At 72.0% G+C, this 14094-nt stretch carries 14 protein-coding genes; 12 read left to right on the top strand and 2 right to left on the bottom strand.

Annotated elements, in window-relative coordinates; genetic code table 11:
* The first annotated feature begins 146 nt into the window (after positions 1 to 146).
* Positions 147 to 389: a hypothetical protein gene (locus AB0D31_RS27245; RefSeq protein WP_362727917.1), complete on the top strand. Its 243-nt coding sequence runs from the start codon at positions 147 to 149 to the stop codon at positions 387 to 389.
* 117 nt (positions 390 to 506) lie between these two features.
* On the opposite strand, the gene AB0D31_RS27240 is transcribed toward AB0D31_RS27245, so the two are convergent.
* Positions 507 to 1697: a beta-eliminating lyase-related protein gene (locus AB0D31_RS27240; RefSeq protein WP_362727915.1), complete on the bottom strand. Its 1191-nt coding sequence runs from the start codon at positions 1695 to 1697 to the stop codon at positions 507 to 509.
* Between the two features lie 131 nt (positions 1698 to 1828).
* On the opposite strand from AB0D31_RS27240, the gene AB0D31_RS27235 reads away from it, so the two are divergent.
* The 10 genes from AB0D31_RS27235 (at position 1829) to AB0D31_RS27190 (ending at position 10393) form a co-directional block, all read left to right on the top strand.
* Entirely contained in the window at positions 1829 to 2752 is a 924-nt protein-coding gene (locus AB0D31_RS27235) for a DUF2520 domain-containing protein (RefSeq protein WP_362727913.1), read from the top strand.
* A complete protein-coding gene (panC, locus tag AB0D31_RS27230; RefSeq protein WP_362727911.1) occupies positions 2749 to 3873 on the top strand; it encodes a pantoate--beta-alanine ligase in 1125 nt (374 codons plus the stop codon). The genes AB0D31_RS27235 and panC overlap by 4 nt, the downstream gene beginning before the upstream one ends.
* Positions 3870 to 5639 (top strand): L-aspartate oxidase, encoded by a 1770-nt coding sequence (locus AB0D31_RS27225; protein ID WP_362727909.1) that lies wholly within the window; start codon positions 3870 to 3872, stop codon positions 5637 to 5639. The genes panC and AB0D31_RS27225 overlap by 4 nt, the downstream gene beginning before the upstream one ends.
* 2 nt (positions 5640 to 5641) lie before the next feature.
* Positions 5642 to 6664, top strand: a complete 1023-nt coding sequence (gene nadC, locus AB0D31_RS27220; RefSeq protein WP_362727907.1) for a carboxylating nicotinate-nucleotide diphosphorylase — start codon at positions 5642 to 5644, stop codon at positions 6662 to 6664.
* Positions 6664 to 7470, top strand: coding sequence for a type III pantothenate kinase (locus AB0D31_RS27215; protein ID WP_362727905.1), 807 nt, complete (start codon positions 6664 to 6666; stop codon positions 7468 to 7470). The genes nadC and AB0D31_RS27215 overlap by 1 nt, the downstream gene beginning before the upstream one ends.
* 256 nt (positions 7471 to 7726) lie before the next feature.
* A complete protein-coding gene (locus AB0D31_RS27210) occupies positions 7727 to 8329 on the top strand; it encodes a hypothetical protein (protein ID WP_362727969.1) in 603 nt (200 codons plus the stop codon).
* A 191-nt stretch (positions 8330 to 8520) separates the two neighbouring features.
* Positions 8521 to 8694, top strand: coding sequence for a hypothetical protein (locus AB0D31_RS27205; RefSeq protein ID WP_362727903.1), 174 nt, complete (start codon positions 8521 to 8523; stop codon positions 8692 to 8694).
* A gap of 133 nt (positions 8695 to 8827) precedes the next feature.
* The gene (locus tag AB0D31_RS27200) at positions 8828 to 9358 is read left to right on the top strand and encodes a BlaI/MecI/CopY family transcriptional regulator (protein WP_362727901.1); all 531 of its coding nucleotides are present in this window, start codon (positions 8828 to 8830) and stop codon (positions 9356 to 9358) included.
* Between the two features lie 9 nt (positions 9359 to 9367).
* On the top strand, positions 9368 to 9898 hold the full coding sequence (locus AB0D31_RS27195; RefSeq protein WP_362727899.1) for an amino-acid N-acetyltransferase: 531 nt from the start codon (positions 9368 to 9370) through the stop codon (positions 9896 to 9898).
* A gap of 153 nt (positions 9899 to 10051) precedes the next feature.
* Positions 10052 to 10393: an Lsr2 family protein gene (locus tag AB0D31_RS27190; protein WP_328311302.1), complete on the top strand. Its 342-nt coding sequence runs from the start codon at positions 10052 to 10054 to the stop codon at positions 10391 to 10393.
* Here AB0D31_RS27190 and AB0D31_RS27185 read toward each other — a convergent pair.
* Positions 10372 to 11007 carry an SCO3374 family protein gene (locus AB0D31_RS27185; RefSeq protein WP_362727897.1) on the bottom strand — a complete coding sequence of 212 codons (636 nt, stop codon included), beginning with the start codon at positions 11005 to 11007 and terminating at the stop codon, positions 10372 to 10374. The genes AB0D31_RS27190 and AB0D31_RS27185 overlap by 22 nt on opposite strands.
* Before the next feature lie 429 nt (positions 11008 to 11436).
* Between AB0D31_RS27185 and AB0D31_RS27180 the strand changes: the two genes are divergently transcribed.
* Positions 11437 to 13962 (top strand): ATP-dependent Clp protease ATP-binding subunit, encoded by a 2526-nt coding sequence (locus AB0D31_RS27180; protein WP_362727895.1) that lies wholly within the window; start codon positions 11437 to 11439, stop codon positions 13960 to 13962.
* Positions 13963 to 14094 lie beyond the last annotated feature (132 nt).

The following is a 14094-nucleotide window of genomic DNA, read 5'->3' as shown; positions in this document are numbered from 1 at the left end:
CAAGCACCGACGGTCGCGCGCCGGCCACGTTCCGTCGGAGGCGGTCGCCGCGGGCGCGGCGCTCGGCGCGCGTGGCGGGCGGGCCCCGTTTGACGTTGCTCGTCAATCGACGCGACGTGGGGCCCGGACGGGCTCACCGTGGAGACATGGACGCGATGCAGCAGCACATGATCGACAACTACCGCGCGGCCCGGCTCGGCACGCCCGCCCCGCCGCTCCCCGGCACCCACGACGTGGCGGTCCTGAAAGAACTGCGGGACTACCGCCGCTTCGAGGCGGTCCTCGACGGCCGCCTCGCCACCGGCCGGCTGCGGGCGGCCCTGGCCCACCTGATCGCCCCCCGGCACCCCCACCCCCACCCCCACCCCCACCCGCCGGCCTGCCGCTGACCCGCGCCGCCCCGGTCCCGTCCGCCCGCCCCCGGCCCCCGTCTGCGGGCCGCAGGCCGCCCCCGGCCCCCGTCTGCGGGCCGCAGCCGCCCCCGGCCTCCGCTCACCGGCCCCCGGCTACGGCAGCCGGCGTACGAAGTCGGCCACCGCGGCCCGTACGTCGTCGGCGCTCCACGCCAGGCCGGGCGCGGCGACCGTAACCTCCGTGTGCGCGAGCCCGGGCGGGCCCGACGGGCTCGGGAACCAGCGGCGGAACAGGCACACCCCGCTCTCCTCGGCCTGGCGCAGCGCGGCGGCGGAGAGCACCTCGGCGTCGTACGGCAGCCACACCTGGAACTCGTGGGTGTGCGGCTCCTCGGGGTGCACCCGGAACCACGCCACACCCGCCTCGGTGAACCCTTCCGCGAGCGCCCGGGCCACGGTCTTGGCGTGGGCCACGTACGACGGCAGTTCGGGCAGCACCCGGTCCAGGCCGATCAGGCCCGCGAGCGCCGCGGGGAACTGCTGGAAGACCTGGCCGCCGTAGCGGTGGCGCCAGGTGCGGGCCTCGGTGATCAGCGTCTCCGGGCCGGCGAGTACGGCGCCCGAGAGCCCGCCGAGCGACTTGTAGAACGACACGTACACGCTGTCCGCGAGGCCCGCGATCTCCGACAGGGGGCGGCCGAAGCGGGCGGTGGTCTCCCAGAGCCTTGCCCCGTCGAAGTGCACCACCGCGTCCCGTTCGCGGGCCGCGTCCACCACGTCGACCAGCTCGTCCCAGGTCGGCAGGACATACCCCGCGTCGCGCAGCGGGAGCTCCAGCATCAGGGTGCCGAAGGGCTCCTCGAAGTCGCGTACCTCATCCGCGTACGGCAGCCTCGGCTCCGTGGTCGGATGGACCGTGCGCAACCCGCTGAGCTGGTGGAACGCGCCGCGCTCATGGACCTCGGGGTGGGCCAGCGGGTGCAGGGCGACGGTGGGGTCGCCGGTACGGGCCGCCCAGCAGCGCAGCGCGACCTGCTGGGCCATCGTGCCGCTCGGGAAGAACGCGGCGGCCGGGAAGCCGAGCACATCGGCGGTGCGTCGCTCCAGCTCGGCCACCACGCCGTCGCCGTAGACGTCGGTGGTCGCGTCCAGGTCGAAGGCCCCGCCGCCGTCCGCCACGAGCGCCGCGAGGCGCTCCCCGAGCGTACGGTCGACCGACTGGTCCGCCAGCCTGCGCTTCGCGCCGCGGAAGACGGCGATACGGTGCTCCCTGCCCTGCTCGGGGGCCTCGTTCGCGGTGGTCGGGTCGGATTCGTTCACGGGACCGCTCTCGGTGTCTGCCATGGCGCGATGATCGCCCACAGCCTGTGGACAACCAAAGGGGTTTCCGTGACCGGGGCGTAGCATGAGCGGGCCGTTTGATTTTGGTTTGGCGTCCGGTACCCCTCGCGGACTGGAACGGAAGGCCCCACCGCGTGAACGCATCATCTGAGCACCGCCACGAGAACAGCCCGGCGGACCGCCCCGCCCGCCTCGCCGTGGGCGTCGTCGGCGCCGGCCGGGTCGGACCCGCGCTCGCCGCCGCGCTCCAGCTCGCCGGTCACCGTCCCGTCGCCGTCTCCGGCGTCTCCGACGCGTCCGTGCGCCGGGCCGCGGCGCTCCTGCCCGATGTGCCCCTGGTCCCGCCCGCCCAGGTCCTGGAGCGCGCCGACCTGGTCCTGCTCACCGTCCCCGACGACGCCCTGCCGGGCCTGGTCGAGGGCCTCGCGGAGACCGGCGCGATCCGGCCGGGCCAGCTCCTCGTGCACACCTCGGGGCGGTATGGCACGGCAGTCCTCGACCCCGCGCGGCGGGCCGGCGCGCTGCCGCTCGCCCTGCACCCGGCCATGACGTTCACCGGTACGGCAGTCGACGTACAGCGCCTCGCGGGCTGCTCGTTCGGCGTGACCGCACCCGAGGAGCTGCGCCTGGCCGCCGAGGCGCTGGTCATCGAGATGGGCGGCGAGCCCGAGTGGATCGAGGAGGCGGCCCGCCCGCTCTACCACGCGGCGCTCGCGCTCGGCGCGAACCACCTGGTCACGCTGGTCGCCCAGTCGATGGAGCTGCTGAGCCAGGCCGGCGTCGCCGCGCCCGACCGCATGCTCGGCCCGCTGCTGGGCGCGGCCCTCGACAACGCCCTGCGCTCCGGCGACGCCGCCCTGACCGGGCCGGTCGCGCGCGGCGACGCGGGTACGGTCGCCGCGCACGTCGCCGAGTTGCGCAAGCACGCGCCGGGCACGGTCGCCGGCTACCTCGCGATGGCCCGTACGACCGCCGACCGGGCGCTCGCCCACGGCCTGCTCAAGCCGGAGCTCGCCCAGGACCTGCTCGGGGTGCTCGCCGAAGGAGAGTCCCGATGACGGAACAGACCGCCGCTCAGGCTCCGGGTGCCGATCGGGCCCCGGGTGCCGATCGGGCTCCGGGCGCCCCGCAGAACGGCCCGGCCCCGGCGACCCCCCAAACCCCGGCCACCCCGCAGAACCATCCCGCCCCGGCCACCCTCGTCCGTACGGCCGCTGAGCTCGCCGCGCTCGACCGGACCGGCGGCCGCCGCGCCGTCGTGATGACCATGGGCGCCCTGCACGAGGGCCACGCCACCCTGATCCGTACCGCGCGCGAGCTGGCCGGCCCCGAGGGGCAGGTCGTGGTCACGGTCTTCGTCAACCCGTTGCAGTTCGGCGCGGGTGAGGACCTCGACCGCTACCCGCGCACCCTCGACGCGGACCGCGCGATCGCCGAACGGGAGGGCGCCGACGCCGTGTTCGCGCCCGCCACCGACGAGGTCTACCCCGGCGGCGAGCCCCAGGTGCGCATCACCGCCGGCCCCATGGGCGAGCTCCTCGAAGGCGCCACGCGCCCCGGCCACTTCGACGGCATGCTGACCGTCGTCGCCAAGCTGCTCCACCTGACCGCGCCCGACGTCGCCCTGTACGGACAGAAGGACGCGCAGCAACTGGCGCTGATCCGGCGCATGGTGCGCGATCTGAACTTCCCCGTGGAGATCGTCGGTGTGCCGACGGTCCGCGAGGACGACGGGCTCGCCCTGTCCAGCCGCAACCGCTACCTCGCGCCGGCCGAGCGCACCGCCGCCCTCGCGCTCTCGCGCGCCCTGTTCGCAGCCCGCGACCGGCTCGCCGCCGAACACGCCCTGCACGCGCGCGCCGCCGCCGGGGGAGCGGTCCTGGGCCGGGCCGGCGCGCTCACCGCGATCGGCGAGGCCCGCGCCGCGGCCGACGCCCACGCGGTCGCCGCCGCCGCGCCGTCCCCCGCCTCGATCAAAGCCGTGGCCCAGGGCGTGCTCGACGAGGCCGCCAAGGCCGAACCCCCGGTCGTGGCCGACTATGTGGCCCTGGTCGATCCCGCGACCTTCCGGGAGGCACCCGAGGGGTTCGGCGGCGAGGCGATCCTCGCGGTCGCCGCCCGCGTCGGGACCACACGCCTCATCGACAACATCCCGCTCACGTTCGGAGCACCGGAATGACAAGCACCGGCACGGCAGGCACCGCGGTGCCCGACACCGGCATACGCCTGGACGCCCCCGCCCCCGGCTGGGCCATCGACGCGGACGTCGTGATCGTCGGCTCCGGCGTCGCGGGCCTCACCGCCGCACTGCGCTGCACCGCGGCAGGCCTCGCCACCGTCGTCGTCACCAAGGCCCGCCTGGACGACGGGTCCACGCGCTGGGCCCAGGGCGGCATCGCGGCCGCGCTCGGCGAGGGCGACACCCCCGAGCAGCACCTGGACGACACCCTGGTGGCCGGCGCGGGCCTGTGCGACGGAGACGCGGTACGCCTCCTGGTCACCGAAGGCCCCGGCGCCGTACGGCGGTTGATCGACACCGGCGCCCACTTCGACACCGACACGTCGGGCACCATCTCGCTGACCCGCGAGGGCGGCCACCACCGCCGCCGCATCGCGCACGCGGGCGGCGACGCGACGGGCGCGGAGATCTCCCGCGCGCTCGTCGAGGCGGTCCGCACCCAGGCGGTGCGCTTCATCGAGAACGCGCTCGTCCTCGACCTCCTCAAGGACGCGGACGGCCGCACCGCCGGCATCACCCTGCACGTCATGGGCGAGGGCCAGCACGACGGCGTCGGCGCGGTCCGCGCGCCCGCGGTGGTGCTCGCCACCGGCGGCATGGGCCAGGTGTTCTCCGCGACCACCAACCCGTCGGTGTCCACCGGCGACGGCGTGGCCCTCGCGCTGCGCGCCGGCGCCGAGATCTCCGACATCGAATTCGTCCAGTTCCACCCCACCGTGCTCTTCCTCGGCGCCGACTCCGAGGGCCAGCAGCCACTGGTCTCGGAGGCCGTACGCGGCGAGGGCGCCCACCTCGTGGACGCGGCCGGCACCCGCTTCATGCTCGGGCAGCACGAGCTGGCCGAGCTTGCCCCGCGCGACATCGTCGCCAAAGCCATCACCCGCCAGATGCAGGCCCAGGGCGCCGAGCACATGTACCTGGACGCCCGGCACTTCGGCGCCGCGATGTGGGAGCAGCGCTTCCCCACCATCCTGGCCGCCTGCCGCTCGCACGGCATCGACCCGGTGACCGAGCCCATTCCGGTCGCCCCCGCCGCGCACTACGCCTCCGGCGGCATCCGCACCGACCTGCGCGGCCGCACCACGGTGCCGGGCCTCTACGCCTGCGGTGAGGTCGCCTGCACCGGCGTACACGGAGCCAACCGGCTCGCCTCCAACTCCCTGCTCGAAGGCCTGGTCTTCGCGGAGAACATCGCGGCGGACATCGTGGGCGGCCCGGCCACGGGCAGTCCGGCCATCGGGAGCCCGGCCGCGGATGCCTCCTCAACTCCCGTGCCGGGTACGGCTGTTGACGCCGAGCGCCCCGCGCTCGAAGGCCCCGTGCCGCTGCTCGACCCCGCCACCCGCATCCAGATCCAGCGCATCATGACCAACGGCGCCGGTGTCCTGCGCTCCGCCGACAGCCTCGCCGAGGCCGCACGCCGTCTGGAGGCGATCCGCGCGGACGAGCGCAAGGCGGCCGTGCCCGGCGTCGAGGCGTGGGAGACCACCAACCTGCTGCTCGTCGCCCGCGTCCTGGTCGCCGCGGCCGCCGCCCGCCCCGAGACCCGCGGCTGCCACTGGCGCGAGGACCGGCCCGACCGCGACGACGCGGCCTGGCAGCGCCACCTCGTCGTCCGCCTCACCCCCGAGCGGTCCCTGGACATCCGTCCCACCGGCACCGCCACCTTCCCCCCGACCGTCGCCGCCACCCCCCTGGAGCCGTAACCGTGAGCACGCCCGAGGAACTCCGTCCCCAGCCGGTGGACGTCCCCCTGATCCAGATCGGTGCGCCCGCCCAGGGCGGCGGCTGCGGCGACGACTGCGGCTGCGGCGGCGAGGAGGTGTACGAGTGCGGGCTCGACCCCGCGCTCGCCGCACTGCTCGCCGAGTCGGGCCTGGACCCCGTCCAGGTCGAGGACATCGCGCACCTCGCCATCGAGGAGGACCTGGACGGCGGCGTCGACGTGACGTCCGCCGCGACCGTCCCCCAGGACGCCGTCGCCACCGGCGACTTCACCGCGCGCGAGGCCGGCACGATCGCCGGACTGCGCGTCGCCGAGGCGATCCTGTCGATCGTCTGCACCGAGGAGTTCGAGGTCGAGCGGCACGTCGCCGACGGCGACCGCGTCGAGGCCGGCCAGAAGCTGCTCAGCGTCACCACCCGCACCCGCGACCTGCTGACCGGCGAGCGCAGCGCGCTCAACCTGCTGTGCCGCCTCTCCGGCATCGCGACCGCCACCCGCGCCTGGGCCGACGCCCTCGAAGGCACCGGCGCCAAGGTCCGCGACACCCGCAAGACCACCCCGGGCCTGCGCGCCCTGGAGAAGTACGCGGTGCGCTGCGGCGGCGGCGTCAACCACCGCATGTCGCTGTCGGACGCGGCGCTGGTCAAGGACAACCACGTGGTGGCGGCGGGCGGTGTGGCCGAGGCGTTCAAGGCCGTACGCGACCGCTTCCCGGACCTCGCCATCGAGGTCGAGGTCGACACCCTGGCCCAGGTCACCGAAGTCCTCGACGCCGGCGCCGACTTGATCCTGCTCGACAACTTCACCCCCGAGCAGACCGCCGAGGCCGTCGCCCTGGTCGCGGGCCGCGCGATGCTGGAGTCCTCCGGCCGCCTCACCCTGGCCACCGCCGCCGCGTACGCCGAGACGGGCGTCGACTATCTGGCGGTGGGCGCCCTCACCCACTCCTCGCCGATCCTGGACATCGGCCTGGACCTGCGCGAGGCCGGAGAGGGCCGGGCCTGATGCTGCTCACCATCGACGTCGGCAACACCCACACCGTCCTCGGCCTGTTCGACGGCGAGGAGGTCGTCGAGCACTGGCGGATCTCCACCGACGCCCGCCGCACCGCGGACGAGCTGGCGGTCCTGCTCAACGGCCTGATGGGCACCCACCCGATGCTGGGCGCCGAACTCGGCGACGGCATCGAGGGCATCGCGATCTGCGCGACCGTCCCCTCCGTCCTGCACGAGCTGCGCGAGGTGACCCGGCGCTACTACGGCGACGTCCCGGCGATCCTGGTGGAGCCCGGCATCAAGACGGGAGTGCCGGTCCTCACCGACAACCCGAAGGAGGTCGGCGCCGACCGCATCGTCAACTCGGTGGCCGCCGTCGAGCTGTACGGCGGCCCGGCGATCGTCGTCGACTTCGGCACGGGCACGACGTTCGACGCGGTCACCGCGCGCGGCGAGTACACCGGCGGCGTCATCGCGCCCGGCATCGAGATCTCCGTCGACGCGCTCGGCATCCGGGGCGCCCAGCTCCGCAAGATCGAGGTGGCTCGGCCGCGCGCGGTGATCGGCAAGAACACCGTCGAGGCCATGCAGTCCGGCATCGTGTACGGATTCGCCGGCCAGGTCGACGGGGTCGTACGGCGCATGAAGCGCGAGCTGGTCGGCCCCGACGGCGACCCCGACGACGTCACGGTCATCGCCACCGGCGGCCTCGCGCCGATGGTGCTCGGCGAGGCCGAGGAGATCGACGAGCACGAGCCGTGGCTGACCCTGATCGGCCTCCGCCTCGTGTACGAACGCAACGTGGCGCGCTCCTGAGGGAGCGCCCTTTCGCGGGGCGGTGCCGGGCGCGGGCCTTCGCGGGCCCTGAGCCGGCGGGCCTTCGCGGGCCGGCGCTCCGGGCGTATACGCGTGCCGGTGCCGGTGCCGGTGCCGGGTGCGGATGTGGGCCGCTGCCGGGCGCGGACGGGGAACCTCTCCTGTCAACGCGCCCGGCATCGGCCTGTTAAGAGGATTTTGTCCCTTTAGGTCGTATCGTCGCCGCATGCCCACGCCCTACGGATCCCGCGGTGGCATGGCGTTCGGTGCGGACGAGCTGCGTGTGCTCCGACGCGCCCTCGCCATCGCCCTCCACCCCAGCGCCGCCCAGGACGACGACGTCAAGGACTGCCTGCGCCTGGCCGACTCCGTGGACGAGGCCGTCCGCGAGGGGGAGCGGCTGCGCGCCTTCCTCCTCGCCGACCTCGTCCGCTACCGTGACGCGCTCCCCGGCTCGCTGCCCGGCTACACCGAGCTGCTCCAGGACGCCCTGGCGGCCGGCTACGAGCCCGGGCCCGACGACCTGGCCGCCCTGCGCGCACTGCGCTCCGACCCGGTCTGCGCCGCCCTCCTGGAGCGCTGCCGGCGGATCGCGGAACGCTCGGTGCGGGCCCGTCTCGCCGGCCGCGCGGCCACCACGCCGGGTCCGCGCACCCGGCTCCTCACCCTCGTCGGCGGCAGCGCGGCCGACCGGGACGAGAGCGGCGGCAAGGACAAGTCCGCCGAGCCGCGCCCGGCCGCCCCGGCACGCCCGGCTCCCGGACATCCCGCGCCGGAGCGGCCCGTACCGAAGCCGTCCGAGGCGTTCCCGCCACGCCGCCGTCCCGTGCCCCCGCCGGAGGAACGACGAGCGGGCTAGAGGGGCACCCGGCGGGCCATGGCCGGGGTCGCGACGGCCGGCACGGCACCTCGCCGCTTTGTCGAAGCGTCCCGATGGCTCCGCTGTCGGGGCGCTTCGCCGCTTTGCGATGCACCGCACCGGCCGCCGCGCCCCACCCACGCGCCCCACCCGGCCCTGGCCCGCCGGGCGCCCCTCGCTACTCTGTCCCTATGGACTACGTTTCCGCGCTTCTGCCCCCCGTGGTGATGGCCATCTTCTTCACCGCGCTCGTCGTGACGATCGTGAAGAGCCAGGGCGGCCCCAACAAGGGCAAGGAGGACGCGGCGGTGGACAGCGCGCTCGCGCGCGCCGAGGCCGCACAGCAGAAGCCCACCGCCTCCTGACTCCGGTCAGGACGGGCAGGTACGGCACACGGACAGCAGGGGTGCACGGGGTATTTCCCTTCGTGCGCCCTTTTTGCTGCGTCCGCATCGCAAATAACCAGCCATTCGCGACATCTCCCACTATGGTGCAGATGTGCCCCGTCAATTGGGAGAGCTGGAAGACGCCGTGATGACCCGGGTCTGGCAGTGGAACCGTCCGGTGACCGTCCGGGAAGTCCTCGAAGACCTTCAGCAGGAACGGTCGATCGCGTACACCACGGTCATGACCGTAATGGACAATCTCCATCAGAAGGGCTGGGTGCGCAGGGAAGTCGACGGGCGGGCCTATCGATATACGTCGGTCTCGACGCGCGCCGCCTACGCCGCCGCCCTGATGAACGAAGCCTGGTCCCAGAGCGACAACCGGGCGGCCGCTCTCGTCGCCTTCTTCGGCATGATGTCCCCCGAGGAGCGCGAAGCACTGCGCGATGCCGTACGCATGGTGCAGGAGCCGGAACCCGAACGGGACCGTGAACCCGAACGGGACCGTGAACCCGAACGGGACCGTGAACCCGAACGGGACCGTGAACCCGAAGACGCCGGCGAAGCCGAACAGACCCGCGAAGCCGAACCCGAACAGGGATCCGAAGAGGGCGATGTGCCCGGGGCCGGCGCGGGGCGATAGCGTCCAGGCATGTCTTATCCCGCCGCTAATGCGGTCACCGTCCGCCGCGCCAGGACCGGCGATGTACGGGCCGTGCGGGGTCTTCTCGACGCATACGTCGACGACGGGATCCTGCTCGACAAAGCGACCGTCACCCTTTACGAGTCCATCCAGGAGTTCTGGGTGGCCGAACGGGACTCGGACGCACGGGTGGTGGGCTGCGGCGCGCTGCATGTCATGTGGGAAGACCTCGCCGAGGTGCGTACTCTCGCGGTGGATCCCCAGTTCCAGGGCTCGGGCATCGGGCATCTGGTGCTCGGCAAGCTGCTCCAGACCGCCCGTTGGCTCGGAGTGCGCCGGGTTTTCTGCCTCACCTTCGAAGTCGCCTTCTTCGCGAAGCACGGCTTCACGGAGATCGAGGAGACTCCCGTCGATACCGTCGACACAGATGTCTACAGCGAGCTGCTGCGCTCCTATGACGAGGGCGTCGCGGAGTTCCTCGGTCTCGAACGAGTGAAGCCGAACACCTTGGGCAACACCCGGATGCTTCTGCACCTGTGATCGGGGAAGCGGCGGGAAGCTGTCGGAACCCTATGTCCGAATCGCGCACGTTTCCCGCGGAGCAAGGATCCTGAACCTCTCCTGGGGGTTTGTGTTTTCCAGTCAAAAGCGGTTTCCTTTCCGCGTACTGCAATTTCGATGAAAGGAAATCCGGTGGCACAGAAGGTTCAGGTCCTTCTTGTCGATGACCTCGACGGTGGCGAGGCTGACGAGACCGTGACGTTCGCTCTTGACGGCAAGAGCTTCGAGATCGACCTCACCACCGCCAACGCGGACAAGCTCCGTGGCCTCCTTGAGCCCTACCTCAAGAGCGGCCGGCGTACCGGTGGCCGTGCGGCGGGCGGTCGTGGCAAGGCGCGTGGCGCACTGCTCGGCACCGGCAACCAGAACACGGCGGAGATCCGCAAGTGGGCCAAGGAGCAGGGTTACAACGTGAACGACCGCGGACGCGTCCCGGCCGAAATCCGTGAGGCCTACGAGAAGCAGAACGGCTGAGTTCCCGCGTTCCCCGCACCACCTGGGGATTGAGCGTGAAACAACCGCGCCCGGTGGCATTCCGTCGCCGCCGCGGCCACCAGCCGCACGAGGCTGAGACCCGCGGCGCGGCCGCCCCGCAGGGCGTTCCCCGGGCTCTCGCAAGCATCCCTCTCACCGGCGCCACCGCACTGCGTGATTCCGGTGAAGGAGGGGAGCCCCGCCTCCACCTCGCACCCCGGTTCGGGGGGCCGCAGCCACACGGCGGCCCCTCGCGAACCGGCCCAGCCGGGCGGCAGGGGGGCGGTGATCCGGCCCCCGGCGCCGATCGCCGTCAGGTCGAGGCCGACCCCGCCCCATTCGAGCCAGTCGAGCAGCCCCGGCAGCTCGTCCGCGCTTCCGGCGGCGACGAGCAGCCGCATCCGGTGTCCCATCAGGGCGACCGGGCCGGTGTTCTCGTACCGCGCCAGGAGGGCGAACCCGGCGGTCGCCGGGAGTTCGAGGACGTCGAAGCGGAGCCCCGTGAGCAGATGGACGGGGGGCCCGGCCGAAACGGCCCAGCCGAGCTCGCGCTCGTACCAGTGCGCGAGCGGGCCATCCAGGGGAGCGCGGGGTGCCGGCACGGTGAAGGCCATGCCCGGAGCAACTGGTGAAACGGCGCCAAGTTACGCTGGGTTCCCGTACCAATGCGTTCCGTCGCGGAATCCGAGGCGCTCGGGGGGTCGGGCAGGCGCAAGGCTGTTCGCCCGTAGCTTACGGAACCGGGGTCTTTCGCATGGAGTGTCGGTCCGGGCGGGTAAGACATTCCTAGTGGGGAGGGGCGACACGCTCGTCAGGCGGTCTCACGTTCGCCATCGGCGTACTGGAGACAGGGCTATCTGTCTGGCCTGCGGGAACATCGTCTCGCACCATCGGGTTGGAGCAGTTGTCGGCTGTTCGGGCCGGGAGGCATGAACGGGTGTCGGCAGTTGGAATGAGCTGTCCCGCCCTGCGGGACTAGCATGCGGAAGGACAGGGAGGGGACCGCCCCCTTACTGCCCGACCGCTCTGAGGAGCGATTAACGATGTTCGAGAGGTTCACCGACCGCGCGCGGCGGGTTGTCGTCCTGGCTCAGGAAGAAGCCCGGATGCTCAACCACAACTACATCGGCACCGAGCACATCCTCCTGGGCCTGATCCACGAGGGTGAGGGTGTCGCCGCTAAGGCCCTGGAGAGCCTCGGGATTTCGCTCGAGGCGGTCCGCCAGCAGGTGGAGGAGATCATCGGTCAGGGCCAGCAGGCCCCGTCCGGGCACATTCCCTTCACCCCTCGCGCCAAGAAGGTCCTGGAGCTGTCGCTCCGCGAGGCCCTCCAGCTCGGCCACAACTACATCGGCACCGAGCACATCCTGCTCGGCCTGATCCGCGAGGGCGAGGGCGTCGCCGCCCAGGTCCTCGTGAAGCTGGGCGCCGATCTCAACCGGGTGCGGCAGCAGGTCATCCAGCTGCTCTCCGGCTACCAGGGCAAGGAAGCCGCCACTGCCGGCGGCCCTGCGGAGGGCACCCCCTCCACGTCCCTGGTGCTCGACCAGTTCGGCCGCAACCTGACGCAGGCCGCTCGCGAATCCAAGCTCGACCCGGTCATCGGGCGCGAGAAGGAGATCGAGCGCGTCATGCAGGTCCTGTCGCGCCGTACCAAGAACAACCCGGTCCTCATCGGCGAGCCCGGCGTCGGCAAGACGGCCGTCGTCGAGGGCCTGGCCCAGGCGATCGTCAAGGGCGAGGTGCCCGAGACGCTCAAGGACAAGCACCTCTACACGCTGGACCTCGGCGCCCTGGTCGCCGGCTCCCGCTACCGCGGTGACTTCGAGGAGCGCCTGAAGAAGGTCCTCAAGGAGATCCGCACCCGCGGCGACATCATCCTGTTCATCGACGAGCTCCACACCCTGGTGGGTGCGGGCGCCGCCGAGGGCGCGATCGACGCGGCGAGCATCCTGAAGCCCATGCTGGCCCGCGGTGAGCTCCAGACCATCGGTGCCACCACGCTGGATGAGTACCGCAAGCACCTGGAGAAGGACGCCGCTCTTGAGCGCCGCTTCCAGCCCATCCAGGTCGCCGAGCCGTCGCTGCCGCACACCATCGAGATCCTCAAGGGTCTGCGCGACCGCTACGAGGCCCACCACCGCGTCTCGATCACGGACGAGGCCCTCGTCCAGGCCGCGACGCTGGCCGACCGGTACATCTCGGACCGCTTCCTGCCGGACAAGGCGATCGACCTGATCGACGAGGCCGGCTCCCGGATGCGCATCCGCCGGATGACCGCGCCGCCGGACCTCCGCGAGTTCGACGAGAAGATCGCGGGCGTGCGCCGCGACAAGGAGTCGGCCATCGACTCCCAGGACTTCGAGAAGGCGGCCTCTCTCCGCGACAAGGAGAAGCAGCTGCTCGCCGCGAAGGCCAAGCGCGAGAAGGAGTGGAAGGCCGGCGACATGGACGTCGTCGCCGAGGTCGACGGCGAGCTGATCGCCGAGGTGCTGGCCACGGCCACGGGCATCCCGGTCTTCAAGCTCACCGAGGAGGAGTCCTCGCGGCTGCTCCGCATGGAAGACGAGCTGCACAAGCGCGTCATCGGCCAGAAGGACGCCATCAAGGCGCTCTCGCAGGCCATCCGTCGTACGCGTGCCGGTCTGAAGGACCCGAAGCGTCCCGGTGGTTCGTTCATCTTCGCCGGCCCGTCCGGTGTCGGTAAGACCGAGCTGTCGAAGACGCTGGCGGAATTCCTCTTCGGTGACGAGGACGCGCTGATCGCCCTCGACATGTCGGAGTTCAGCGAGAAGCACACGGTTTCCCGTCTCTTCGGTTCGCCCCCCGGTTACGTGGGTTACGAAGAGGGCGGCCAGCTCACCGAGAAGGTGCGCCGCAAGCCGTTCTCCGTCGTCCTGTTCGACGAGGTCGAGAAGGCCCACCCCGATATCTTCAATTCCCTGCTCCAGATTCTGGAAGACGGTCGGCTGACCGACTCCCAGGGCCGGGTCGTGGACTTCAAGAACACGGTCATCATCATGACGACCAACCTCGGGACCCGGGACATCTCCAAGGGCTTCAACCTGGGCTTCGCCGCCCAGGGCGATGTCAAGACCAACTACGACCGCATGAAGGCGAAGGTCAACGAGGAGCTGAAGCAGCACTTCCGCCCCGAGTTCCTCAACCGTGTCGACGACACGGTCGTCTTCCACCAGCTGACCGAGGAAGACATCATCCAGATCGTCGACCTCATGGTCGCCAAGGTGGATGAGCGCCTCAAGGACCGCGACATGGGCATCGAGCTCAATGCCGAGGCCAAGTCGCTGCTCGCCAAGAAGGGCTACGACCCGATCATGGGCGCCCGGCCGCTGCGCCGGACGATCCAGCGGGAGATCGAGGACATCCTCTCCGAGAAGATCCTCTTCGGTGAGCTGCGCCCCGGTCACATCGTGGTCATCGGCACCGAGGGCGAGGGTGAGGCGAAGAAGTTCACCTTCCGCGGCGAGGAGAAGTCGGCGCTGCCCGACGTCCCCCCGATCGAGGACGCGGCCGCCGGCGGCGGCCCGAACCTGAGCAAGGAGGCGTAGCCCTCTTCGGAGGTCTCGCCTGAAGGGGCCGGCCCGGCCTCGACGTGCCCGCGCCCAACTCCTACGGCTACCAGGTCAAGGTCGCCGACCCGATCGGCTGCGACCGCTTCACCGCGCGCACCGTGACCGGTC

Origin of the sequence: Streptomyces sp. NPDC048361 (assembly GCF_040651795.1) — a bacterium.
Classification (GTDB): Bacteria; Actinomycetota; Actinomycetes; order Streptomycetales; family Streptomycetaceae; genus Streptomyces.
This window is presented reverse-complemented; position numbering and strand designations above follow the sequence as displayed.